The 23496-nt window shown below is 37.5% G+C and carries 24 protein-coding genes, 1 pseudogene and 1 other annotated feature; of the genes and pseudogenes, 11 read left to right on the top strand and 14 right to left on the bottom strand.

The genetic code is table 11. The features are described 5' to 3' along the window. Positions 1 to 25: 25 nt before the first annotated feature. The 8 genes and pseudogenes from ltrA to HUU89_RS10985 form a co-directional block, all read right to left on the bottom strand. Positions 26 to 1690, bottom strand: coding sequence for a group II intron reverse transcriptase/maturase (gene ltrA / locus HUU89_RS11020; RefSeq protein WP_175301776.1), 1665 nt, complete (start codon positions 1688 to 1690; stop codon positions 26 to 28). A 590-nt stretch (positions 1691 to 2280) separates the two neighbouring features. Next, positions 2281 to 2925 (bottom strand): annotated as a pseudogene (locus tag HUU89_RS11015) (type IV secretory system conjugative DNA transfer family protein); the annotation flags it as partial. Continuing rightward, on the bottom strand, positions 2922 to 3392 hold the full coding sequence (locus HUU89_RS11010) for a PcfB family protein (protein WP_012741698.1): 471 nt from the start codon (positions 3390 to 3392) through the stop codon (positions 2922 to 2924). The gene HUU89_RS11010 and the pseudogene HUU89_RS11015, both read right to left, overlap by 4 nt. A gap of 91 nt (positions 3393 to 3483) precedes the next feature. Further along, complete coding sequence (locus HUU89_RS11005) at positions 3484 to 4533, bottom strand: hypothetical protein (protein ID WP_175301775.1); 1050 nt, start codon at positions 4531 to 4533, stop codon at positions 3484 to 3486. A 14-nt stretch (positions 4534 to 4547) separates the two neighbouring features. After that, positions 4548 to 5261, bottom strand: a complete 714-nt coding sequence (locus tag HUU89_RS11000) for an antirestriction protein ArdA (RefSeq protein WP_156684938.1) — start codon at positions 5259 to 5261, stop codon at positions 4548 to 4550. Positions 5262 to 5265: 4 nt separating this feature from the next. Further along, positions 5266 to 6351: a DNA cytosine methyltransferase gene (locus HUU89_RS10995; protein ID WP_118440832.1), complete on the bottom strand. Its 1086-nt coding sequence runs from the start codon at positions 6349 to 6351 to the stop codon at positions 5266 to 5268. Then, on the bottom strand, positions 6338 to 6694 hold the full coding sequence (locus HUU89_RS10990; protein ID WP_175301774.1) for a hypothetical protein: 357 nt from the start codon (positions 6692 to 6694) through the stop codon (positions 6338 to 6340). Before HUU89_RS10990 ends, HUU89_RS10995 begins: the two co-directional genes overlap by 14 nt. 309 nt (positions 6695 to 7003) lie before the next feature. Further along, a complete protein-coding gene (locus tag HUU89_RS10985) occupies positions 7004 to 8377 on the bottom strand; it encodes a ParB/RepB/Spo0J family partition protein (protein WP_217498477.1) in 1374 nt (457 codons plus the stop codon). A 275-nt stretch (positions 8378 to 8652) separates the two neighbouring features. Here HUU89_RS10985 and HUU89_RS10980 point away from each other — a divergent pair, with 275 nt between their 5' ends. The 4 genes from HUU89_RS10980 (at position 8653) to HUU89_RS10965 (ending at position 12073) form a co-directional block, all read left to right on the top strand. Continuing rightward, the gene (locus tag HUU89_RS10980; protein WP_175301772.1) at positions 8653 to 8856 is read left to right on the top strand and encodes a hypothetical protein; all 204 of its coding nucleotides are present in this window, start codon (positions 8653 to 8655) and stop codon (positions 8854 to 8856) included. A 137-nt stretch (positions 8857 to 8993) separates the two neighbouring features. Next, positions 8994 to 10079, top strand: coding sequence for a 3-phosphoserine/phosphohydroxythreonine transaminase (serC, locus tag HUU89_RS10975; protein ID WP_175301771.1), 1086 nt, complete (start codon positions 8994 to 8996; stop codon positions 10077 to 10079). Positions 10080 to 10089: 10 nt separating this feature from the next. Next, positions 10090 to 11250, top strand: coding sequence for a phosphoglycerate dehydrogenase (locus HUU89_RS10970; protein WP_117575490.1), 1161 nt, complete (start codon positions 10090 to 10092; stop codon positions 11248 to 11250). A gap of 100 nt (positions 11251 to 11350) precedes the next feature. Next, complete coding sequence (locus HUU89_RS10965; protein WP_175301770.1) at positions 11351 to 12073, top strand: Rpn family recombination-promoting nuclease/putative transposase; 723 nt, start codon at positions 11351 to 11353, stop codon at positions 12071 to 12073. 31 nt (positions 12074 to 12104) lie between these two features. Here the strand turns inward: HUU89_RS10965 and HUU89_RS10960 are convergent, their stop codons facing one another. Together HUU89_RS10960 and HUU89_RS10955 are read right to left on the bottom strand one after the other, a co-directional pair. Next, positions 12105 to 12890, bottom strand: coding sequence for a polysaccharide deacetylase family protein (locus HUU89_RS10960; RefSeq protein WP_175301769.1), 786 nt, complete (start codon positions 12888 to 12890; stop codon positions 12105 to 12107). A gap of 59 nt (positions 12891 to 12949) precedes the next feature. Continuing rightward, entirely contained in the window at positions 12950 to 14206 is a 1257-nt protein-coding gene (locus HUU89_RS10955; protein ID WP_117480808.1) for a patatin-like phospholipase family protein, read from the bottom strand. 108 nt (positions 14207 to 14314) lie between these two features. Here HUU89_RS10955 and HUU89_RS10950 point away from each other — a divergent pair, with 108 nt between their 5' ends. Then, the gene (locus tag HUU89_RS10950) at positions 14315 to 14689 is read left to right on the top strand and encodes a RidA family protein (protein WP_106988708.1); all 375 of its coding nucleotides are present in this window, start codon (positions 14315 to 14317) and stop codon (positions 14687 to 14689) included. A gap of 41 nt (positions 14690 to 14730) precedes the next feature. On the opposite strand, the gene HUU89_RS10945 is transcribed toward HUU89_RS10950, so the two are convergent. Next, entirely contained in the window at positions 14731 to 15573 is an 843-nt protein-coding gene (locus HUU89_RS10945; RefSeq protein ID WP_175301768.1) for an undecaprenyl-diphosphate phosphatase, read from the bottom strand. A 101-nt stretch (positions 15574 to 15674) separates the two neighbouring features. On the opposite strand from HUU89_RS10945, the gene HUU89_RS10940 reads away from it, so the two are divergent. After that, complete coding sequence (locus HUU89_RS10940) at positions 15675 to 16259, top strand: hypothetical protein (protein WP_032089489.1); 585 nt, start codon at positions 15675 to 15677, stop codon at positions 16257 to 16259. 7 nt (positions 16260 to 16266) lie between these two features. On the opposite strand, the gene trpS is transcribed toward HUU89_RS10940, so the two are convergent. Further along, a complete protein-coding gene (gene trpS / locus HUU89_RS10935) occupies positions 16267 to 17262 on the bottom strand; it encodes a tryptophan--tRNA ligase (protein ID WP_032089490.1) in 996 nt (331 codons plus the stop codon). 33 nt (positions 17263 to 17295) lie between these two features. Then, positions 17296 to 17496 (bottom strand) — a binding site (T-box leader). Between the two features lie 98 nt (positions 17497 to 17594). Here trpS and spx point away from each other — a divergent pair. Genes spx through HUU89_RS10920 form a run of 3 tightly spaced genes read left to right on the top strand, consistent with a single transcriptional unit; the run spans position 17595 to position 20587 of the window. After that, positions 17595 to 18062, top strand: a complete 468-nt coding sequence (spx, locus tag HUU89_RS10930; protein ID WP_119362779.1) for a transcriptional regulator Spx — start codon at positions 17595 to 17597, stop codon at positions 18060 to 18062. Positions 18063 to 18086: 24 nt separating this feature from the next. Next, entirely contained in the window at positions 18087 to 18917 is an 831-nt protein-coding gene (locus HUU89_RS10925; RefSeq protein WP_175301767.1) for a hypothetical protein, read from the top strand. A 20-nt stretch (positions 18918 to 18937) separates the two neighbouring features. After that, positions 18938 to 20587: a GGDEF and EAL domain-containing protein gene (locus HUU89_RS10920; RefSeq protein WP_175301766.1), complete on the top strand. Its 1650-nt coding sequence runs from the start codon at positions 18938 to 18940 to the stop codon at positions 20585 to 20587. 18 nt (positions 20588 to 20605) lie between these two features. Here the strand turns inward: HUU89_RS10920 and HUU89_RS10915 are convergent, their stop codons facing one another. Continuing rightward, complete coding sequence (locus tag HUU89_RS10915; RefSeq protein ID WP_175301765.1) at positions 20606 to 21175, bottom strand: CYTH domain-containing protein; 570 nt, start codon at positions 21173 to 21175, stop codon at positions 20606 to 20608. Positions 21176 to 21238: 63 nt separating this feature from the next. On the opposite strand from HUU89_RS10915, the gene HUU89_RS10910 reads away from it, so the two are divergent. After that, a complete protein-coding gene (locus tag HUU89_RS10910) occupies positions 21239 to 22018 on the top strand; it encodes an NAD kinase (RefSeq protein ID WP_175301764.1) in 780 nt (259 codons plus the stop codon). Further along, complete coding sequence (locus tag HUU89_RS10905) at positions 22015 to 22824, top strand: RluA family pseudouridine synthase (RefSeq protein WP_175301763.1); 810 nt, start codon at positions 22015 to 22017, stop codon at positions 22822 to 22824. The genes HUU89_RS10910 and HUU89_RS10905 overlap by 4 nt, the downstream gene beginning before the upstream one ends. A gap of 220 nt (positions 22825 to 23044) precedes the next feature. Here the strand turns inward: HUU89_RS10905 and HUU89_RS10900 are convergent, their stop codons facing one another. After that, the gene (locus HUU89_RS10900) at positions 23045 to 23254 is read right to left on the bottom strand and encodes a hypothetical protein (protein WP_175301762.1); all 210 of its coding nucleotides are present in this window, start codon (positions 23252 to 23254) and stop codon (positions 23045 to 23047) included. Between the last annotated feature and the right edge of the window lie 242 nt (positions 23255 to 23496).

Here is a 23496-nt window from a genome sequence, read left to right as displayed (position 1 = left end):
GGCCTCGTATAAAACGAAACCCGGCTCAAATCAAATAACCTGGTTCATGCAGATTTCGGTGACACCAGGGATGTACCATAATAGCGGGCCATTTCCTGTTGTTTTCGGTGTTAAAATGCGTCTTGAATCCTGTTTCGGATGTAATTCTTTCTCCGCATACAGGGCAGCACCGTTTCTGGTTGTTCCAGATTTTAACGAGTTTTTCCCGTCCTTTGGTACTGTTCAGCATTCTTTCTCCGTCACGTTCCTCATAATATCCCGTCCATTTTTCATCGAATGGGTTAGCTTCGGCGGCGATTTTCCTGAATCGGATGATTTTAGTATTTGCCGCGTATTCCAGCTTGAGGTATTTTTCATCGAAATCTTTACCGCGGAAAGCAGGCTCTGTTGCAAACGTCCACGTTCGGTTATCAATATGGTGCCAGTATTTGTTGGCAATCCATTTCCTACCTTTTCGCTTGTGTCTGCGGCAAGCCCACCTCCATAGGCACTCGAAAATCCTGTGGTCAACCAATCCAAAAATATCCGCAGAAACTACATAGCGATGGTAGTTGACCCAGCCACGAATGACAGGATTTAACTTGCGAATGAGCAAGTCCTGTGTGGCTGTTTTGTTCTCCCTAACGATAGTCCGCACTTTTTTGAGGAAGGATTTTATCGCATTCTTTGACGGCTTAATGAGCAATTTTCCGTTGTATTTCCGAACGTTCTGTCCAAGAAAATCAAAACCGTCGCTGATATGTGTGATTGCCGTTTTTTCCTCGGAGAGTTGCAGGCCGCGTTCCGCCAGAAAGTCCTTGATGAGCGGGATAACCTCGTTACGTAGAGTTTCCGGGCTTTTTCCGGTAACGATAAAGTCGTCGGCATATCGCACGAAGTTAATCTGGTCGTAAACAGTTTTACCTGCCACCGTCCGTCTCATAGGGAATCTTTCTTTTAGAATCCGCTCCAGACCGTCTAAGGTCATGTTCATCAAGACTGGCGATATTGTGCCGCCCTGTGGGGTTCCTTCCTCTGTTGGAAAGAGCTTTTTGGTCTCCACAAAGCCACATTTCAGCCACTTTTCGAGCATTTCCTTGTCCATTGGGATATTTGCCAGCAGCCAGTTATGGCTGATGTGGTCAAAGCAACCCTTAATGTCTCCCTCCAAAATCCATTGAGGGGAACCGGCTCTGCACAAATCGTTGAAGCATTGCCCGATAGCATCGTGTGTGCTTCTTCCAATTCTAAAGCCGTAGGAGTTCGGGTCTGCCAGAGTTTCTGCCAATGGTTCCAATGCAAACTTATATAATGTCTGCATGGCGCGGTCTGTCATCGTTGGAATACTCAGCGGGCGTAATTTTCCGTTTTTCTTCGGGATGTACACCCGTCTGAGAGGTTGGGGCTGATAGCCCCGGCGTTTGAGTTTGTCAATCGCTTCGAATTTGCCTTTTGGCGTTTTCCATAATTCATGGTCTACACCAGCGGTATTTTTGCCTTTATTACTTGTCACACGCTTCACCGCCAATGCCTTGGCATAGAAAGAGTGCGTCAACAGCCATTGCAGAGATTTCACCTTGTTGTAATGACCGCCTTTTTGAGCCTTTACGATACGCATTTGCAGCTTTTTAACATAGGCCTCCGCTTTTTTCCAATCAATGGATTTCCAGCTTTGTGCCTTGTCAGCAGGCGCACACAGTTTTCTGTTCATTTGCGATTCCTCCTCTCAAAAGTTCTGTAAATTCTCTCGTAAAGATAGACCTGCTGGAAGTCAGCCCGCTTTCGCGTGGGATACTGTTTCAATCCCTATCCGTCCTCATTACAAGGTCGGCATTCGCTTTTTCCAGCGTTCCTTACCCGCGTTTCTATCGGCTTTCCTTGCGGTCAGCTTTCCGAATATCGGAGAAAGCGCGGGCTTACCACGTTTCACGTAATCAACCGTGTAGGTTAGGTGCCGCCTATCCGCCGGCAGTCCTGTTTGTCCATGTGTTCCCAGCTTACAGGGAAACATCCGACTGCACACCTTTTGGTTCAGGCTTATCAGCAACTTTAGCCTGGTTCCCACTAACGACGTTTAACAGCGATTTACTTACATTCACCATACTACACAAGCCAAGCTCCCCAGCCGGACGTTGCTTCCAGCTTTTCGCCTCTGCCTCGCGGTTTCGGCTTGACCCTTTCGGGAGGGCTGCCTTTTCTCGCCATGCTGCCTCACGGCCGTTGCCAGCCGCTTCGGTGACGATAGGCTACTGCTAATGGAATAACAGGTTCGGTCAATGCCGAACAGTTTAATTACGCGACCTCGTGTCGCGCATAGGCCAGCGGATTGTAGTGCATGGATTTTGAAAAGTCGATACTGTTGAACACCCGCACCCTGTATTTCTCCCGTTGCAGGAACCGCCCGCACTGATCGAGGGTGCCGCCCTTCGGGTCTACCACCACATACGAGGAATGAGCTTGAAGAAGCTGCGGGGTCAGCCAGAACCTTGTCTTGCCCGAGCCGGACGAGCCGATGACACAGGCGTTTAGGTTCCGGGCATTGGCGGGTATCTTCGGACGGGTGTTCATGGTAAGGAACTCCGTCCCGGTCAGAATGACATTGTTCTGAAATTTTGGGTCAACAAACGGCTTTATATCCTCCTTTGTTCCAAAGCGGGCGGTGCCGTATTCCGCATCCCGCCGGAATTTTTTCGCCTGCCTGATCTTTGACTGTATCAGCAGATACACCCCAGCCGCACCGGCAAGGCCCACCAGCAGGTCAATACCGCCCAGCCCCGGCCAGTAGGTTTCAAAGGCTTTGGGGAAAGTATCGAGCATCCCCATGAGCTTTGTCCCGAAGTCTGTGCCGAGGGCGATCCGGTAGGCCGTCCCGATTTTGGAGAAGAACCAGAACACAAAGAGGTACGGCAGGTTTGGGAGCACATATTTTCTAATCTTGTCACTCAACGTCCGTCCTTCACCGCCTCTCTGGTCCGCTGCTTTTCCTTTGCCTGCGTCCTGATCTGCTCCGTGAATTTCCGAAGCTGGCCGAGGATGGAAGCCTTGTCCTGCTCTTTGTTCAGCACCTTTGCGCTGTACTTCTGGAAGGCCGCCGTGATAGCGTCCGCCTGATTGGCTTTGAAAAACAGCAGGTAATGGCCGGGGCTCACTTTATGGAAAGCGTAGTCCACATGGAACTCCTTCGCGATCCGGTCAAAATCCTTTGGAGCTCCCACATAGGGCATGGCACTTTTGCCGCCATAGTGGTTCATCAGCTTTTTCACGCTCTGGCGTCCCTGCGGGGTCAGCGCCTTCCGGTGGTGCTTTTGCAGCGCCCGAACCACCTTGCCAAGAGCGGCAGCCAGCACTTTTCCCGTGAGCTTCGTTGTCCTGATCGAAAGGGCAACCGTTTTTTGGTTTACTTCTTCCTGCATAAAACCTCCTTTCCGTCGGGGTTCCCGCTATCCGGGAGGCCCCCGTACAGTCTCGGGGAACAGAAAACCTCGGGCCAATGTGGCCCGAGGCTTACCGCTCGGCATCCCTGCCGGACGGAGCTTTCTTTTCCGGCTCCGTCTGGACTTTTTCGCCCTGTTCCCGCATGGTCTGCAAGATAGAGGGCTTCTTTTGAAGCTGGGAAGGCTTTTCGCCGAACAGCGGCTTGATACATTCCAAGCGGACAGCCACCCGGATGGCGTTGTCCGTGAGCTGCCTCTGCCATGCGCCCACGCTGGGAGCCCAGCGGAAACCGTTGCTTTTCAGCTCGGCCCGGGTGTCCGCGTCAGGCTTTCCGTCAAAGAACACCTGCAAGCGGTTGTCCTCCCGGTTCATTTCCACACGGCCCCCGTCGAACTCCCAGCCGGAAAATTCCTGCTGTGCCTGTTTGGAAAGCTGTTCGATACGGGCCTTTACCCGGCGGATCTCCGCATTGTTGTTAGTAAGCTGGTAGCTTTCAAAGGGCCTCGGGTCGCTCCGCCAGCTTGACGCCATGCTTGCTTTCAGCTTTTCAATCTGGTCCGGAGACAGCAGCGCACAGCCATCCAGCTTGCCATGCTTGCGGTAATAGGCGTTGACCTCCTTCATAATGAGCTGGGAGCGTTCCAGCCCGTCCAGCTTCTTCTGGAGCTTTTCAATCGCTGCCGGGTCATCGGCGCTGATCCCGCCCATGCCGGTACTGCGTATCTTATCCAGCAGCCCTTGAATATACCGCCATTCCTCCATGTTGCTGTCCCGGGCCCGGTTCTGTTTTTCCTTCTTTCCCACCGGGAAATTGGCAGGTCCGGCGATCATCACAGAGGGAACCCTTGCGTCAATGGCAAAGCCCTGGTTCATGTTTTCGGCCAGCTTGCGGGCGTAGATGTCTAACAGATGGTCGATCTTCTCATGGTACATGGGGTCCACCCGGGATTTCTGCTGTTCCGCTATGGCGGCGGCCTTGTCCACCATTGCCCGGTATTCCGCCGTTGCGCTCCCTTCCTTGTAGTCGGAAAAGCTGTTCATTTCTTTTGCCCGGCGGGCGGCTCCTTCATTGATAGGGTAATAGTTGATGGTATGCACCTCCTTCATGCTTCGGGCCATGTTGGCCCGAAGTCTTACCGTTCTTCATGGGAAGGCCCCGCCTTGTCCTTTTTCGGAGCGGGCGGGGCTTCTTGAAACCGTTTGAGTGCAGCGAGAATGGAGTGGACAGGCTCGGCCTTTTCAGGATAGGTAAATATCCGGTGTTCCGGCGGAATGTCCTGCGACCCGTGGTAATACTCCTTGAAGCCCTCCGGGACTGCCGACACATACCCACCGGGAGCGAATACGCCGCCCTCGTTGATACGCACATCCCGCCCGTATGCTTCATAATCGAAGTAGTTCTGAATGTGCTCCGGTATCTCGATGGTCCCCAGCTCGTCGGCGTAAAGACGGCCCAGCCCTTCATCATCGGAAATATCCGGGTAAAAGCGGTACAGGTCAAGGTTCTGCGTCAGGTTTATCAAATCTTTCACGCTCCTTGTGTGGTTTCCCAAGACAAGAGCGGCTTCAAAGGTTTCCAGTCCGCCCTTATCCCGTACTTCCAGCAGAGCGTGGCCCAGCTCATTCAGCTCGTCGATGTTCTCACATTCGTAGAGATGATCGTAGAGCCCCAGCACATCGCTGTCAAAGCTGGTAAAGAACACTTCGCTGTACCGTTTCCCGTCTATCCCGATTTTGGCAAGGGCGGCCTGCAACTCCTGTGTCGTCATGGGGAAATGTACCGTTGTCCCTACCTCAATCCCCATTAAGGGGTATAGGGCTGTATTGGTTATATAGGCTTCAAACATGGGCTCATTCCTCCTTTCCGGCCCGGTCAGCCAGCACCTCATAGATCCCGGCCATAATGTAATCGGCGCAAGGGAGGGCAATCGCGTTCCCCAGCGCCTTGTAGCGTTGCAGAGGCCGGATCTCCACGCCGTCCGCCCCGTACTTTGTCCAGCCCTCTGGCAGCCCCATCAGCCGTTCGCTTTCCGTTTCCGTCAGAAAACGGATACAGCCGCCCTCCGGGTCGCCCTCATACCAGAAGGCGAAGGGCGTCACGTCACTGGCTAAAAGAGTGGGAAAAGGGTCAGTTGGTAATCCGAAGCTGTTTCGGAAGGCCGTTTCTTCCTGCCTTTTTGCTGCTCCCCGCATACGGAAGCACTGAAAGGGGTGGATGACTGGTATCTGCCGCCCTGTTTCAAAAGAAGCTGTTCGATCTCCTTCGGCGGCGGCCCACCCGCCCTCTCCGCAAGGCGGAGGAAGTGGGAGCATTGGACGGGGCTTAAATAGTATGTCTGCGGCACGTCTGCCTCCAAAATCCGCCACGACGAAAATCCGCTGCCTTCGTGCCAGCCTTCGGGAGCCTGCCCAATACTGGGCGTCCATGAGCCGCCAGCACACATCAGGCGTTCCCCCTCGCACCATTCCGGCGTTTCCCCATCTTCCCGAAGGAGGCATTGGAACTTCGGTGTCCGAGAAGGCGGATAGGACGGCTCTAAAGTCCATCCGGTCATTTGTAGAAAACGCTCCCATGACGTTTTCCCAAACAGCGATAGCTGGATATAGGTTATCAGTAGCATCCCTCATTTCCTGTATGATACGAAACGCCTGATAGAACAGGCTTGATTTTGCCCCAGCAAGGCCGGAGCGGTTGCCGATCAGAGAAAGGTTCTGACAGGGAGAGCCGAAGGTTATCACATGGACCGGCGGGATTTTCCCGCCGTCCACCTTCGTAATATCCCCCAAATGCGCCATATCGGGAAAGTGCCTTTTGGTTATGGAGATGGGTGCTTTTTCAATCTCGCTGGCCCATACCGGACGGATACCGCACCGGGAGGCGGCCAGAGGGAACACGCCAATCCCGTCGAAAAGGCTTCCCAGCTTAATATCCGGCATGGCCCGGGGTGCCGTGTCCATTTACGGCAAGCACCCCTTCCAGTGTGGTCGCCGCAATGCCCAGCCGCCCGGCAACCGCAATATCGTTTTTCACATCCTCGTCCACAACGCTGCCGCAGACGATCAGGGTGTGGGAGCGCCGCAGCATATCCCGGCGCATATCGATCCCGGCCTTATGTTCCTCGGGAACGCTGTCATTCAAAAACAGCGGCAGATACAAGAGCGGGCAGATCGGGGAAAAGCCCGCCTCATAAGCAAGGCGGCAGTAGTGGGCCGCCAGCTCCATATCAACATCCGGCTCGCCGCTCCATGCGGCGGTCAGGTATGCTAAAGGTCGTTTCATTGGTTGAACCTCCATTTCTATTTTGGTTTAGGGAAAAGCAAGGTATCGCCCAACCCCTCCGCCCCTTCCCCCGGGAAGGGGAACGGCTCTGGAGAATTTATATCCCCGTCGCTTGATCGGGAAAAAGCATAACCGGGAGAAATCCGTCAAGGGTGCCTCTGGCACCGCCTGCGGCGGCGCTGCCCTTGACTGATTTTCCCGGCTATGCTACGGAATAACTGGCGACGGGGAATCATTTATATCTCCAGAGCTTCGGGGCGCGGGGCAGAGCCCCGCAATCCTCGGGCCATGTTGACCCGAAGTTTCGGCTTACTTTTCCTGTTCGTTTTTCTTCTCCGGCTTTTCGTGTTCCTTCTGCTGGCCTTTCCAGTCGTCCAGCAGCTTGATAATCTGGTCCTTCATTTCCCTCGGCGTAGTTTCCTTGCCGAAATACTTGCTCAGTTCCGCACCTGTCAAAATCACTTTGTCTACCTCCTTTTTGTCCTCCATCATAATGCCGTCGATCACATCCCCGTTGAGCAGCTTCTTTTCGTCCAACTCACGCATACGCTTTGCCTGCGCCTGTGAAGGCGAGGACTGCTGGCTGTCAATGGCGACGGCGATATAGTTCTGGTTCTTCTTGCCGATATAGGAAAGCTCCACCGCCGTAGTAAAACCCAGCTTTTTTTCATCCATCAGCTTCATCAGGTCTGGAACCAGCTCATTGAGACGGATATACCGCTGCACCTGCTTGACCGCCATCTTATTGCGCTCGGCCACGATCTCGTTGGAGCGTTTACCTGCGTCCTTCGGGTCAATCTGGCCCGAAGTGCGGGAGCCCTGGTGCTTGATAGCTTCAAGCTGCATTTTTAAGGCTTTGGCCCGCTCACTGGGGAGGATTTCTTCACGCTGGTTCAGATTGTCCTCGACCATCTGGGTGATGGCTTCATCGTCTGTCAGGTTTCGGACGATACAGGGCATATCCGCATATCCGGCAAGCTCACTGGCTTTCTGGCGGCGGTGGCCGGACACGATCTCATAGCCGCCATCCTCACGGGGACGGACGATAGCGGGCTGGGTAACGCCCTTGTCCTTGACGCTGGACACCATAGCCCGCATTTCTTCATCATCCCGAACCTCAAAGGGATGGTTCTTGAAGGCGTGGAGTTCATTCAGCTTGATATAGACGATCTGCTCCTTGCCCCGGCGTGGTGCATCCTGCGGCTTTTCAGGTTCCTTCGGAGTGGGAGCGGTCTGCACCGTTGGAGCCGTTTTTTTCTCCGGCTCCTTTTTGACCGTCTTTTCCGGTTTCTGTGCGGGGGCTTTGGACTTCGGGGCTGCGGCCTTGTCCTTATCTGCTTTCGGGGGACGGCCCCGGCGCTTCGGCTGTTCCGGCTCTTTGGGTTTTTCCTCCGCTTTCTTCGGAGCCTCCGGCTGCTTTTCCGGTTTCTCCGCTTTTGCCGGGTCAGGCTTTTCTCCGCCGGGAGCTGCCGCCCGTTTCTCGGCTTTCTTTTCCTTCATAATTTCAGCGAAGTTATAGACAGAAACCTGTGGGTTCTTTACCTCTGGTTCCGTCTTTTTTTCCGGCTCCGAGGAAACGGAAACCTTCTCCGGCTCTTTTGGGGGAGCGGGAGGCGTTTCCTTGCCCGGCCCGCTATCCGTTACCGGCTGTTCCGGCGTTTTTGTGGTTTTATCATCTGCCATAAGCATTTACCTCCTGTTTTTGGGCATGAAAAAAGGGGCTCAACTTTTCAGTCAAGCCCCCGTGGGAAGTTCCTCCTTTCTCCGCCATGATACAAAAATACCGCCCGTAGTCTCGTTTGGGCGGTACTTTGTGTAAGATTGGCAGTCCATTATTAAGTTTTTTATTATGTTCCCTTTGTACACCGTTGCAATCAATATTTTTTAGAATAATTATTTTATTGTGGATATTATTATGTTTTTTTAGATTATATAATTTAAATAAATCAAGTTTTTCTTTGGCTTTTTCAATAGTTCTTTTAGTAAAAGCCTTGATTGATTATATGATGATAGGATTAATTGAAATATCAAAATCTTTTTATATTAAGATGTTAAATATTCCTATTTCATCTATAAGTATTGATTCTTATTTGATTGTGGCAATGGTATCTTTAATGATTGGCATGATTCTTTTTGTTTGGCATATATATAAGGCAGAGTAATCTGTCTTTTTATTTATAATTTTTTATCTATTTGATAACAAATTATAAATTGTATGAATTTATACAATATCACTAGACAAACAAAATTGTATACAATATAATGTTAGCAATACAAATAAGAAAGGAAGGTTTTATATATGACCGAAAAAAGAGTTTACAATTTCTCAGCAGGTCCTTCAATGTTGCCTGTTACTGTACTTGAAAAAGCAGCAAAACAAATGTTGAATTATGAAGGCAGTGGTATGTCTGTAATGGAGATGAGTCATAGATCCTCTTCCTACTTAGATATCTTTGAAAAAACAAAAGGATTATTAAAGAAAGTGATGAATGTTCCTGAAAATTATAAAATTGTTTTTATTCAAGGGGGAGCAACTCAACAATTTTCAATGGTTCCTTTAAATCTTTTAAAGAATGGGAAAGCTGATTATGCGATTACAGGTGCTTTTAGTAAAAAAGCAGCTACAGAAGCAAAAAAATATGGGGATATTCATATTGTTTATGATGGTAGTAGCAATGATTTTAAACATATTCCAACACAAGATGAATTAGATTTATCTAAAGATGCATCTTATTTACACATCTGTGCTAATAACACAATTTATGGAACAGAATGGAAATATGTACCTGAAACAAATGGGGTACCAATTATTGCGGATATGTCATCTAATATTTTATCAAAACCAGTAGATGTAAGTAAATATGGGATGATTTATGCGGGTGCTCAAAAGAACATGGGAATTGCTGGATTAGGAGTAGCAATTATTCGTGAAGATTTACTTCAAGATGTTGCCAAAACAACACCTGTTTTATTAGATTATAAATTGATGATCAAAAATGATTCAATGTATAACACACCACCAGCTTATGCAATTTATGTTTTAGGACTTGTTCTTGAATGGATTGATTCTTTAGGTGGATTAGAAGTTATGAAAGAAAGAAATGAAAAGAAAGCTAAATTAGTTTATGACTATTTAGATCAATCGACTTTCTATAAAGCACATAGTGATAAAGAAAATAGATCACTTATGAATGTGACTTTTACAACACCAAATAAAGATTTAGATGCGAAGTTTGTTAAAGAAAGTATCGAAGCAGGCATGACAAATTTAAAAGGTCATCGTTCTGTAGGGGGAATTCGTGCTTCTATTTACAATGCAATGCCATATGAAGGTGTTGAAAAACTTGTCGCATTTATGAAAGAATTTGAAGAAAATAATCGATAAGGAGTCAAGTATGTATAAGGTTAAATTGATGAATAAAATATCTTCAGTAGGATTGGATTATTTTAATGAAGATTATGAATATGGGGAAACGTTAGAAAATGAAGATGCTATTTTACTTAGAAGTGCATCTTTACATGAATATGAATTTACAAAAAATGTTAAAGCGATTGCGAGAGCTGGTGCGGGGGTCAATAACATTCCTGTTGAAAAATGTTCAGAAAAAGGAATTGTTGTTTTTAATACACCGGGGGCAAATGCGAATGCGGTAAAAGAACTTGTTTTATGTGCTTTATTTTTATCAAGTCGTAAGATCGTTGAAAGTATTGAATGGGTCAATACTTTAAAGGATGATGAAAATGTAGGAAAGACAGCAGAAAAAGGGAAATCAAACTTTGTAGGACCTGAAATCGAAGGTAAAAAATTAGGGGTCATTGGTTTAGGTGCTATTGGAGTTTTAGTTGCAAATGCAGCTAATAAACTAGGAATGGAAGTTTATGGATATGATCCATTTATGTCTGTCAATTCTGCTTGGGCTTTATCAAAACATGTACGTCAAGCAAAAGATATGGATGAAATATTTAAAACATGTGACTACATTACTGTCCATGTACCAAGTACTAAAGATACAAAGGGTATGTTAAATAAAGAAAAGTTTGCATTAATGAAAGACGGAGCACGTTTATTGAACTTTGCTAGAGGGGACTTAGTTGTAAACGAGGATTTATTAGAAGCAGTTGAATCAGGTAAATTAAGTAAATATATAACTGATTTTGCTTCACAAGAATTAATTGGAAAAGATAATATTATTGTATTACCTCACTTAGGAGCTTCTACTCCTGAAAGTGAAGATAACTGTGCGAAAATGGCTGTTCAAGAATTAAAAGATTTCTTAGAAAATGGAAATATTAAAAATTCTGTGAATTTCCCAGCTGTTAATCAACCAAGAGAATCAAAAGTAAGACTATGTATTACCAATAAAAATATGCCAAATATCTTGGCACGTATTTCTAAATTATTTGCTGATCACAACTTAAATATAGAAAATATGGTGAACCGTTCTCGTGGGGATTATGCTTATACATTAATTGATACAAATGATGATGTACGTCAAGATATTATTGAACGTATCGAAGCAGCTGAAGGAATTATTAATGTAAGAGTGATTAAATAAAACTTGACAAAGGTATTTCAAGAAGTCCTAAGGGACTTCTTTTTTTGGACTATTTGTCCATTGAAAGAAGGAAAAAAGAAGATAAAATGATCTGTTGACCTTGATAGGAAATGTAGATGATCCAACAGAAATCAAAAGATATCGGGATGTCGTAAGAAAAGCAGGTATTCATGGAGATTATGTGATTATTGGAGTTGAACACCAAAGCACTTTTGATAAAAATATGATTTTTCGCATACTCAACTATGATGCGACGACTTATATCAATCAAGTTGAAAGTAAAAAAGAAGTCTATCCAATAGGAAGTTTTGTGTTCTATACGGGAGATGAAGAATGGAACTTGCCAGAAACATTGAAAAGTATACCATCAGAGATGGAACCTAATATCAATGATTGGAGACTACCTGTTGTCGACCTTAAAACAATGGATGCAAGAAAGCTTATGAATCGAAGATTAAGAGATGTCGTAGAAATTAGTCAAAGTATGTTTGCAGGAAGTTATGATGGATTGAGAGAAAATCGTAAAATTGAAACAGAAAGCTTCATGATGGCGGGGACATTTACGCATACAAATATTAGAAGAGAAGACTTACCAGAAGGAAATGAAATCAATATGTGTAAGGCAATGGATCAATTATTTCAAAGAATGAGAGATGAAGAAAAACTCAATACTTTAAAAGAACTGCTTAAAGTGAAATTAGGGACTTTATCAAGTTCTTTAGAAAAACAATTTACAAATATATCGTTAGAAAAATTAAATGTTCTTGCATTAAATATCTTTAACATCAATAGTGAAGAAGATGTTTTAAAAATTATCAATTAAAAGAGCTATACGATTCATTCGTATAGTTCTTTTATTCTATCCACCATTTAAATAGGGGGAAGGGCATATTAGAAAACATAAGATAACGTGGAAGCAAGTATTGTTTATCATTGCATGTCATATGTCTATTTTGATTGTAACTAAAGGCTAGTTTAACAGAACTCGATTTGAGATAATCTTGTGCATTTTGACAACTGACACCATATGGAAAGGCAAAGTAATCTGTTGAAACAAGGCCTTTGTTTTTTTCAAAGTCTTTTTTTATTTCATTTGTTGTCATGGTTTCTATTTTCTTTTTATAGGGTAAATGGCCAATATGGTGCATATCATAAGAATGACTGTAGTATTCAACATATTGATCATTTTTCAAATCATTTGTTTGTAAGTAAAGTGGATTATTGGTTTTGGTTTTATAACCAATGACAAAGTTTGTAGCTTGCAAATTATATTTTTTTATAATAGGTTTAACAATAGTGTTAAAGTTTTTATATCCATCATCAAAAGTTAAACATACAGCTTTTTTAGATACTTCTTTTTTTCTGTGATAATAGGCTTCAACATCTTCCATGGATAGACATTGATAATTATTATCCGCTAAATATTTCATTTGTTTTTCAAATTCACTTATAGACATAAAATAAGGATTTGATGCATAGTTTTCTTTTTTTTCTTGTTCACTTACGACACCATGGTATCCTAAGATAGCAATTCCATCTTTACCGTTTTCATGAATAATGATGTCTTTTGTCATCCAGCCAAGTCCGATTGCTATGTAACAAACAAGAACACATAAAATGATTTTTAATATATTTTTCATAATATTCCAACTTTCTATCAGTACTAGTTTATAGAAAAACAATACGGATGTCAAAAAAGCTATGAGACTTCATAGCTTAAGACACAAGTAATAAACATCGCTAGGACAAATTCTTTTAAGAAAAGATTTTCATAATTTAAATGTTCTTCTTTTTTATTTATAAAATAAGATAAGTAATTTTTAAGAATTTGATGATTTGTGAGATCTTTAAAAGATTGGGCGATATTTTTAAAATCAATTCTTTCTATTTCTCTTAAATCAGGTTTAATTTGATTTTTGATGTCTTGAATAATATCTTTAAAATGATAAACCTTTAAATCATCGTAATCATGTTCACTCATATAAAGTTCTAAACCTAAGATAAAATAATCTTCTAATTTTAAGTAATCTAAATACGTATTTTCTTTTAATAAATCAAGAATAGGTGTTTCATCTGAAATTGTAAGTAAATGATGATTGTATTGATTTTCATAGTTTAAAATTTGATTATGAAAAGATAAAGCTATTTCTTGAATATTTTCTTCAGGATAAAAAGCAAAACGATGCCCTTTTAATTTTTTAAATGTTTTTAAAGTATCAAGATAACCTAAGCGTATTCTTTGATCCAATAGCTCTCGATTAAAATCAAGAAAGCCACCTAAATGCTTAGACGGTCTAATAAAAGTGATATTTTCACGATGTAATAAATAGGGATGGGTCGCTTCTTGATTGAGTTCAATTGCAATAATTTTTTGTGCTCCCATTTTTAAAGCAAGAGAGATAGGTAAATTATCATAATATCCGCCATCAATATATCCTTGCTTATCTATATAATGAATAGGAAATGCAGGAAAACATGAGGCTGAAGCAATAGCATATTCTACAATGTTATCTTCGCTCATATCATCTACTGTGATTTCTAATGGTTTCATAGAAGGAAAAGCAACAGTGCATAAACCATATTTGATGGGTGAACTTTTCGCTTTTTTGCCATTATAAAGACCTTTAATTAATTGAACAAGTGGTTCAATATCAGCACCTTTTTTATCAAGATAGGACTTTAAAAAAGGACCTATATTAGAAGAATTGTTCATTAGATTTTCAATTGAAAAATCAAATTGAATAGGATGCTTTAAAACCTTTTCTAATGATAAAGTATCCCATAATTCATAAAGCTTTTGATAATCTTCTTGAGCTACAAGTAGCCCATTTAAAGCACCAATAGACGTACCAGTAACAATATCAAAATGATATCCTAATTCTTGTAATGCTTTCATGCATCCTGATTCATAAGCTCCTTTAGAACCGCCACCTGATAAAACTAATCCATATTTCATAAAAACACATCCTTTTCAATAATTATACTTTTTCATAAAAAAAATACAACTTTATCATTTTAATATATGAAGAGTTTGTTATAATTATATGGCAAGGAGGATTAAAAAATGAAAAATGTAGTGAAAACAGATCAAGCTCCAGGAGCTATTGGTCCATATAGTCAAGGAATACAAGTAGGGGATATGTATTTTTTCTCAGGACAAATTCCTCTAGTACCAAGTACAGGTGAAATGCCAGAAGGAATCGAAGCACAAGCTCATCAAGCTTTAAAAAATGTGAAAGGATTATTAGAAAGCCAAGGATTATCATTTTCAAATGTTGTTAAAACAACTGTCTTTTTAGATAACATGGATGATTTTACAACAGTAAATGGTATTTATGCTGAATATTTTGTAGAACCTTATCCAGCAAGATCTGCTGTAGAAGTTGCTAAACTTCCTAAAGGAGCTTTAATTGAAGTAGAAGTTATCGCTAAAAAATAATTAAAAAAGAGATTTCGTTTTTGAAATCTCTTTTTTGTATATTATAAGAAAAGAATTGCAATAATACCTACTACAAAACAATAGTAAGAAAAATAATTCAATTTTCTTTTATTTAAAATACTAAACAATAAATTAAGTGCTAAATAAGTAACAACACCACTGATAATAAAACTAATTAAATAAGGAAGCCATAATGCAGCGACAGTTGAACTTGTTAAAAAATGTTTAAGTTTTAAAATGATTGCTCCAAAGCTGACAGGCATAAACATAAAGAAAGAGAAATCTCTTGCTGCTTTTTGATCAAGACCACCAAGCATCCCACCAGTAAGTGTTGATCCACTACGAGAAACCCCAGGAAGTAAAGCAAGTAATTGGAAAAATCCCATTCTTAATGCATCCCATAAATTCATGCTTTTTGTTGTTCTTTTTCCTTTATATCCAAATTTGTGAATAAGCATTAAAAAACAAGAAGTTAAAAGTAAACAACAACCTACTAATTTAGGATTAGAGAAAGCATGTTCAATATAATCATTAAAAAGAACACCACCAATTGCTGCAGGAATTGTAGCAACAATTAATAACATACAAAATCTAAAATCAGGTAATAGCTCATCTCTTTCTTGAGGTTTAGCAATATACCCGAAAAAGGATTTGATTAGACGAATAATATCTTGGCGATAATAAAACATGATAGCAATGAGTGAACCAGTATTAACAATAACTTCAAAAGTAACATCATTCATTTGTGGAACCATTAAACCAAGTTTTTCAAAAATACTTTGGAATAAAACTAAATGTCCACTACTTGAAATAGGAATAGGTTCACTAAAACCTTGAATAGCACCTAAGATTGCATAGACAATAATATCTTTAATTAAACTCATAATTTCACCTCGTCACCCATTATATATGAAAATATTATAAAAATATACAAAAACATTTTTTTAATGGAGATGACATATAATAAAGAAAAAGGAGGAAGAAAATGATTGTTAATTGGGTTAAAGAAGATGAAGAACTATTAGAGCCATATGAATGGTCAAATGGTGATGATATCGAAATCATTTCAACACTTTCATGTTTTAAAGTAGATCAAAAAACACTCCATGATTTTATTTATGGATGTTTACACATTTTTGATCAAAAGTTGTGTCAAAAAGTATTTGCAATAGGAGATGGTCATTATGCTTTAGCGATTGAAACAGATGATCAAGGAAAGCTTTGTTATCGAAGTGTTTTTGATTTTTGTGATCGTGATAAAATGAATAAAAAGATTGCTGCTTTAGAACTGTCTAATATTCATTATCAAATGTATGATGAAGGAGAAATGAAAGAATATGGTCTAACAAGAGAGGAAAGGTTAAAAAAGCAATTTATTGAACAAAGAATTGATGAACTTTATATGGAAAATTATGATGATTTTTTGATGTTATGTAGACAGCTAAATATCGAAGATGCACAAAGTATCCAAAAATATAATCATTTAAAAAATAAAATAGCTAAGGGCTATACATTTATACATGAAATTCTATTCTATGAATTTACTAAAAAGGAATACAAAAAGAAATAAGCAATGCTTATTTCTTAATTGTAATTCCTATTTTTCTTTCAACTTTCGCAAGTTTTTTTCTTGCCATATAACGTGCTTTATCAGCACCTTCATTTAAAATTGTATCGATATAGTTACCTTGATTGATTTCATTATATTTATCATGGATTTTTTGTAATTCATTACCTACAACTTCAGCTAGATCTTTTTTAAATTGACCATAACCAACACCTTGATAACGTTCTACAAGTGCATCAATAGATTCACCACTTAAAATAGAATAAATAGTAAGTAAGTTTGAAATACCAGGTTTATTTTTAACATCATAGTAAATAGCGTTATCACTATCAGTGACAGCAGACATGATTTTCTTTTTAGAAACATTAATATCATCTAAAATATAAATACATCCTTTACCTGTTTCATCAGATTTAGACATTTTCTTTGTAGGATTTTGTAAGTCCATAATACGTCCACCTACTTTTGGAACAAGTGGTTCAGGTAATTTGAAAGTTTCACTATAACGATTATTAAATCTTTCAGCAATATCTCTAGCAAGTTCACAATGTTGTTTTTGATCTTCACCAACTGGTACATAATCTGGATCATAAAGTAAAATATCAGCATTCATTAATGAAGGATAATTAAAAATACCAGCTCCAATAGATTCATCTTTTTTAAGTTTGCTTGCTTTATCTTTATATTGAGTCATACGTGATAATTCACCCATTGACACCATACATCCTAAATACCAACCAAGTTGAGCATGTTCTAAAACATCAGATTGTAAAAATAATGTGACTTTTTTAGGATCTAATCCAGCTGCTAAATATAAAGAAATCAAATCTTTTGTATTTTTTCTTAAATTCTTTGGTTCTTGATAAATTGTCATACTGTGTAAGTTAGCAACAAAAACAATCATTTCATATTCATCTTGATAAGAAACAAAAGGTTTAATAGCTCCTATATAATTTCCTAAAGTTACTCTTCCTGTTGGCTTGATGCCACTCAACATTCTTTTCATAAATTTTCCTCCTTAAAATAAAAAACGTCCTTAAAAAAGGACGTTATAAACGCGGTACCACCTTAATTCGTATAAAATATACGCTCTTGATCTTAACGCGATTAGCGACAAAAGACTCGTGCCTTTTGTAACTCCAGAACCCCAATTTCTATTATATCAATGGCTTATTTCCATCAACCATAAGCTTTCTATAACATTTAATATAATTTACTTATGTTCCTTCAAAGTCTTTAAAAACATTATAATGAGCTCATCTATAAAAATCAAGATATTTAAAAAAAGATATACAAAGTTTAAAATTGTTGTATAATTATTTACAAAGGAGTGATTGTATGATACGTATATATACCGCCCCAAGTTGTGCTTCTTGTAGAAAAGTAAAATCTTGGTTAAATGAAAATCAAATACCTTATGTAGAAAAAAATATTTTTTCTACTTTATTAAAAGAATCAGAACTTCGAGAATTATTAGAACGTAGTGAAAATGGTACGGATGATATTATTTCCAAAAGAAGCAAAATTATTAAAGAAAATGATATTGATATTGATTCAATGAAAATCAATGATTTAATTAAGTTTATACAGGAAAATCCATCAGTTTTAAAAAGACCAATTATGATTGATGAAAGAAGATTTCAAGTTGGTTACAATTCTGAAGAAATAAGAGTCTTTATTCCTAAAGAACTTAGAAAGTTAGCTGAATGTCATGATATGGATCGTTGTCCACAATTCAGCAATAAAGATTGTTTGAATTTTAAAAAAGAATATGAAAGGGATAGAGAAAAGGAATCAAGTCAATAGATGGATTCTTTTTTAGGAGACAATATGAAAAAAATATTAAAAGTTATAATGACACTTGTTTTAATTTGTTCATGTTTTTATCTAGCAATTTCATTATTTATGAATCATTTGATTATTAATGATATGGTACCAACAGTTGTTAAATCAACAGCTGTAACAAATGCTTTAGAAGATACTTGTCAAAATGTTTTAAGTATGATGAATATGGATGAAAGCCAAAGTCAAGCACTTGTTTCTTCTTTACAACAAGATGAAAAAACGCAAGAACTTGTTAATGAATATATTGATACTGTTTTAAATAATCAATCATCTACTCTAGATGAAACTTTATTAAAGCAAGTTTTAGAAGATAAAAAAAATGAGGTATATTCTATTTTGAATCCTTCAATAAATGAAGAAACGTTTACAACACTTTATGATCAAGCTATCAATCAAATGGATTTACAAGGTTTACAAGATAAAGTATTAAGTCGAGTAGAAAATACGATGGAACAATCTGGAGAAACATATAAGATTGTAAAGAAAGTATATAGCTTTAAAAATTCTACACATATTATTGTGAGTGCTATTTTATTAGTTATTTCTACAGCTTATCTTATTTTAATTTCAGTTCAAGAGAGATTGATTACAAAATGTTTATCAGTAAGTTATATGGTTTGTGGAATTATGACATTCTTGATTTCTTTTACGATAATTTTAGGATTAACAGCAATGGCATCTTCTACGATGACAATTCAGTTAACTTCTATTAAATATATGTATATATGTGGAGCTAGTTATTTCTTTGTAGGTATTATTTTATTAATTGTAAATGCTTTTTTAAAAAAGAAAAATCGTTATAATTATTATTACTAGTATAAAAAGAAGGGGTATTTATGGATAGATTAGATGCAAAGGCTATAAAGACGTATAAAGAAATTATACTTATTTTAGATCAATGTATTGATGATTATTTATTTGTAATGGATCTTGATAAAGACATATATTTTATCTCACCACATGCTATGAAAAGATTTAATATTCCAAGCTATGAATTTAGTGATTCTTTACCAGCACATAAAAAATTTGTATATGAAGATGATCTAGAAATGTTATTATCAGATATGAATCAGTTGGTTTCGGGAAAGAAAAATTTTCATGATTTACAATATCGTTGGATTGGAAAAGACGGTATTCCTATTTGGATCAATTGTCGAAGTAAATCGATTAAGGATTATGATGGGAATGTTAAATATATTATTGGCTGTATTAATGAAATTGGTAAAAGACAAGTTGCTGATAATGATAGTGGGTTATTAGGAGAAATGAGTTTTAAAAATTTTATTTATCCTATTAATGAAGATATTACACAGGGTTTTATTTTAAGAATTGATATTGATGATTTTAAAAATATTAATGAAAATTTCGGTGTAAAATATGGTGATGTTGTTTTAAAACAAGTTGGAAATTGTATTAAAAAGTTATTAACTAAAAATCAACAACTTTATAGGATTGTCGCTGATGAATTTATTGTGATGGATGTTGTTGGCAGTAAAGAAGATGCAAGAGCTCTTTATAATGCAATACGTAGAAGTATTACATGTTATGTAGAATCTATTAATTATGATATTTATTTAACGATTTCTGCAGGTATTCTAGATTTTCATGATTATCCTAATAAAAGTTATAATTCTATTATGCAATGGACAGAATTTGCTTTAAATCAATCGAAAACAAATGGAAAAAATACATATACGATTTTTAAGCAGGAAGATTATCAAGAATTTTTAAGAAAAAATAAATTAACAAAAGAATTACATAAAGCAGTTAACCAACAATTTAAAGGATTTGAAGTTTATTTTCAGCCAATTATTGATATGAAAACAGAAAAGATTCATAGTATGGAAGCATTGCTTAGATTTGAATGTGATGAATTTGGTAAAATTTCACCACTAGAATTTATTCCATTATTAGAGGAAAGTGATTTGATTATTCCTGTAGGTAGATGGGTTTTAGATCAAGCATTAAAAGCTGTAAGTATGTTTTCAAATATTAAAGTACAAATTAATATGTCTTATGTTCAAGTGTTAAAAACACCAGCATTAAATGATATTTTAAATATTATAAAAAATTATAAAATAGAAAATAATCAATTGGTTATAGAACTTACAGAAAGTGGTTTTATTGAATCTAATAAAAACTTTATTGATTTTTGTAATGGTTTAAAGAAAGAAAATATCTTACTTGCTTTAGATGATTTTGGAACAGGATATTCTAATTTCCACTATCTTTATAATTTAAAACCAGATTATATAAAAATAGATCGAACATTGATGAAAAATGCACTTTCAAATGAGTATGAAAATATGTTGCTAAAACATATGGTGGATATGGCTCATAGCGTAGGTGTTAAGATTTGTATTGAAGGAATAGAAGAAAAGGAAGAACTTGAACGTATTATGTTATTAAAGCCAGATTATATTCAAGGATTCTATTATGGTAGGCCGGTTTCTTTAAGTGTGTTTATGGAAAGCTATGAAATATAAAACGAATAAGTATGTGACTTATTCGTTTTTTAATGTTTCTAACATTCGTTTGATTTTACTTAAACAGTTTTGTTTATATTCTAAATGATAAGGTTGAATGATTTTTTTGAATGCTTGAAGTCCTTGATCATAATCCTCCACTTCAAATTCTATTTCATAATCATGATGATGGTTATATTCATTTTCATCTAAGGATAAAACACCATCGGGTAAAATAATATCATGACGTGTTGTTTTTAAATAATATCCACATGTTAAATCTTTGATATAAATATTTTCTTTTTCTAAAATATCAAAGATTTCATTATTGATATGTTGATGATTAAAAATAGCATCTTTAATTTCTTTATTAATATCTATATTTAATTCATTCAGACCAATAGTTGAAGGTCTTTTCAATGTGAGTTCGTAATGACCTTTTTTTTCTCTAATTCTGAGTGAGTATTTTTTCTTTTCCAATAGAGGATGAAAAAGATAATAATTGGTTTGTTGATAACTGTCTTTGATTTGATTTTTATAATCAGATAATATTTTTTTAAATATATTTTCTTTTAATAACATTTTAAATTCAATTTCTAAATGTTCCATATGATACCTCTTTGCTTAAATGCTCTAGATATATTATAATACATCTATATGGAGGGAAGAAAGATGAAATATGCATTAATGGTTAGAAATGATGATCTTTCTAAAAAAACAGCTTTGAAAATTAAAGAAAGTTTACAAAACTTTTTTATTTATGATGAAAAAAATCCAGATCTTGTTATTTCAATTGGAGGAGATGGAACTATTTTAGAAGCTGTACATCAATATTTAAATGTTGATTGTTGTTTTGTAGGTATACATACAGGAACTTTAGGATTTTATACAGATTACCAAGTTGATGAAGTGGATCAATTTATAAAAGATGTGGCTTCTAGACAATTTAAGACGATGAAAAGATATATGTTAGAAATTAAAATTAATAAAAAAGACTCTTTTCAAACATATTATGCTTTAAATGAATTAAGATTAGATCAAGGGTTACAAGCACAGGTTATTCATGTGTATATTGGTAATGTTTTATTAGAAGTTTTTAGAGGGAATGGTTTATGTGTTTCAACTCCTTCTGGATCGACTGCTTATAATAAATCTTTAGGTGGTTCTATCATTTATCCAGGTATTCCTTTGATGCAACTTACAGAAGTTGCAGGAATTCATCATAATGCATATCGTTCTTTAGGTTCAAGTTTGATTTTAGATGAAAGTCAAACAATTAAATTAGTTGGAAATCATTTTAATCATTCTTTGATTGGGATCGACCATATTCATTTAGAATTAGAGGATGTTGAAAATATTGAGATTACGATTGGGCGTAAGTATGTTCGTTTTATTGAATATAAAGAAATGTCTTTTATTAAAAGAGTAAGAAGGGCATTTATTAATTCATGAGTTATCAAATTGAACAAACGATTTTATTAAGAGATTATTTGAAAGAATTACCAATTAGTCAAGCAATGATTAAAAGGATTAAAAGGGAAGGTGATTTCTTAGTCAATGGAAAAAGTCAAACAGTAAGATGTTTACTTCAAAAAGGAGACTGTTTAGAAATTATTTTTCCAATAGAAAACTCAAATATTCAACCAGAAAATATTCCTTTAAAAATCATTTATGAAGATGACTATTATATAATCATTGATAAAGAAAGCCAACTGCCTTGTATTCCTACTAAAAGATATCAAAGCCATACTTTATGTCATGCTTTAATGTATTACTATCAACAAATTGGTTTAAAAAGTACAATTCATTTAGTAAATCGTTTAGATAAAGAAACATCAGGATATATGTTGGTTGCTAAAACATCACAAGCTCATGCATTGCTTTCTAAAGATATTAAACAAGTAGAACGTGTTTATCATTGTTTAGTTGAAGGAATTTTAGAAGGGGAAGGCGTTATTGAGCGGCCTATTTTAAAAAGTAATGATTCTATTAAAAGAATTGTTGATGATCATGGTAAGTATGCTAAGACGTATTATAAATCTTTAATGCATAAAAATAATCAAACACTTGTAGAATGCAAATTAGTAACGGGAAGAACCCATCAAATTAGAGTACATATGGCTTCTATTGGTCACCCTTTAGTGGGAGATCTTCTTTATGGGTCAAATGAAGATCAATTGTTTTATTTGGATAGTGTTGAAATTAGTTTTATTCATCCTTTTACCCATCAGAAAATACATTATAAAAAGGAGAGTTAATCTCCAAATGGCATGAACTTAAGATATAATCTTAGGTTCATGTCTTTTTATTTTTATCCTTTTTTTATAATAGTATCAAATATTTCTTTTTGTGTAGTATAGGGTATATAATCTTATTACTTTTAATTTAAATATATTTATTATATATTTGTAGTATAGGATGGTGATGTTATGTTTGTAAAAGTTGTAAAAAATAATAGCGGTCGTCCAGATACCTCTTTTATCTCAATTGTTGAATCTTATCGTGAAGATGGGTAAATGGAGGTAATGTTTGAAAGTATTCTTTATCGTAGTCATAGCCCATTAAATGACAAGTTCCTTCATTCCACCAAATAGAAAGGACATTTCCATTTTCATCACATTCCATAGACCATCTAGCTTCACCTAATGAACCATAGACAGCATCTACACTATTTTCATTGGTAAACATCCAAATAGTAAGATCTTTATCTTTAAGATCTTATGAATAGGGTTGAACAAAAATAGGAGCGCAATCCCCTTCCTCTAAGCGAAGCGTAGGGAGGGATCTAGCTCCTTTTATAGTTTTTATAATAGATGTTGTTTTAGACGTGCAGCTGTGATACATTATAAGTATAAAAGACGTTCAGTCGTACTTAATTTTAGAAAGGATATTGCTATGGAACTTGATACTAATAATCATTCAGTGTTCAT

This window comes from Faecalibacillus sp. H12, assembly GCF_013361255.1.
GTDB lineage: Bacteria > Bacillota_I > Bacilli_A > Erysipelotrichales > Coprobacillaceae > Faecalibacillus > Faecalibacillus intestinalis.
Note: the sequence above shows the minus strand (reverse complement) of the source record. Positions and strands in the feature narration are given on the sequence as shown.

What these genes read in the sequence shown, in the direction of transcription:
- spx (WP_119362779.1), top strand. Translation starts at nt 17,595, where the DNA reads ATGATACGTATATATACCGCCCCAAGTTGTGCTTCTTGTAGAAAAGTA.
- HUU89_RS10940 (WP_032089489.1), top strand. Translation starts at nt 15,675, where the DNA reads ATGATTGTTAATTGGGTTAAAGAAGATGAAGAACTATTAGAGCCATAT.
- HUU89_RS10990 (WP_175301774.1), bottom strand. Translation starts at nt 6,694, where the DNA reads ATGAAACGACCTTTAGCATACCTGACCGCCGCATGGAGCGGCGAGCCG.
- HUU89_RS10985 (WP_217498477.1), bottom strand. Translation starts at nt 8,377, where the DNA reads ATGGCAGATGATAAAACCACAAAAACGCCGGAACAGCCGGTAACGGAT.
- HUU89_RS10960 (WP_175301769.1), bottom strand. Translation starts at nt 12,890, where the DNA reads ATGAAAAATATATTAAAAATCATTTTATGTGTTCTTGTTTGTTACATA.
- HUU89_RS10970 (WP_117575490.1), top strand. Translation starts at nt 10,090, where the DNA reads ATGTATAAGGTTAAATTGATGAATAAAATATCTTCAGTAGGATTGGAT.
- HUU89_RS10910 (WP_175301764.1), top strand. Translation starts at nt 21,239, where the DNA reads ATGAAATATGCATTAATGGTTAGAAATGATGATCTTTCTAAAAAAACA.
- HUU89_RS10925 (WP_175301767.1), top strand. Translation starts at nt 18,087, where the DNA reads ATGAAAAAAATATTAAAAGTTATAATGACACTTGTTTTAATTTGTTCA.
- HUU89_RS10950 (WP_106988708.1), top strand. Translation starts at nt 14,315, where the DNA reads ATGAAAAATGTAGTGAAAACAGATCAAGCTCCAGGAGCTATTGGTCCA.
- HUU89_RS11010 (WP_012741698.1), bottom strand. Translation starts at nt 3,392, where the DNA reads ATGCAGGAAGAAGTAAACCAAAAAACGGTTGCCCTTTCGATCAGGACA.
- HUU89_RS10945 (WP_175301768.1), bottom strand. Translation starts at nt 15,573, where the DNA reads ATGAGTTTAATTAAAGATATTATTGTCTATGCAATCTTAGGTGCTATT.
- HUU89_RS10905 (WP_175301763.1), top strand. Translation starts at nt 22,015, where the DNA reads ATGAGTTATCAAATTGAACAAACGATTTTATTAAGAGATTATTTGAAA.
- HUU89_RS11005 (WP_175301775.1), bottom strand. Translation starts at nt 4,533, where the DNA reads ATGGCCCGAAGCATGAAGGAGGTGCATACCATCAACTATTACCCTATC.
- HUU89_RS11000 (WP_156684938.1), bottom strand. Translation starts at nt 5,261, where the DNA reads ATGTTTGAAGCCTATATAACCAATACAGCCCTATACCCCTTAATGGGG.
- HUU89_RS10955 (WP_117480808.1), bottom strand. Translation starts at nt 14,206, where the DNA reads ATGAAATATGGATTAGTTTTATCAGGTGGCGGTTCTAAAGGAGCTTAT.
- HUU89_RS10915 (WP_175301765.1), bottom strand. Translation starts at nt 21,175, where the DNA reads ATGGAACATTTAGAAATTGAATTTAAAATGTTATTAAAAGAAAATATA.
- trpS (WP_032089490.1), bottom strand. Translation starts at nt 17,262, where the DNA reads ATGAAAAGAATGTTGAGTGGCATCAAGCCAACAGGAAGAGTAACTTTA.
- ltrA (WP_175301776.1), bottom strand. Translation starts at nt 1,690, where the DNA reads ATGAACAGAAAACTGTGTGCGCCTGCTGACAAGGCACAAAGCTGGAAA.
- HUU89_RS10920 (WP_175301766.1), top strand. Translation starts at nt 18,938, where the DNA reads ATGGATAGATTAGATGCAAAGGCTATAAAGACGTATAAAGAAATTATA.
- serC (WP_175301771.1), top strand. Translation starts at nt 8,994, where the DNA reads ATGACCGAAAAAAGAGTTTACAATTTCTCAGCAGGTCCTTCAATGTTG.
- HUU89_RS10900 (WP_175301762.1), bottom strand. Translation starts at nt 23,254, where the DNA reads ATGTTTACCAATGAAAATAGTGTAGATGCTGTCTATGGTTCATTAGGT.
- HUU89_RS10995 (WP_118440832.1), bottom strand. Translation starts at nt 6,351, where the DNA reads ATGCCGGATATTAAGCTGGGAAGCCTTTTCGACGGGATTGGCGTGTTC.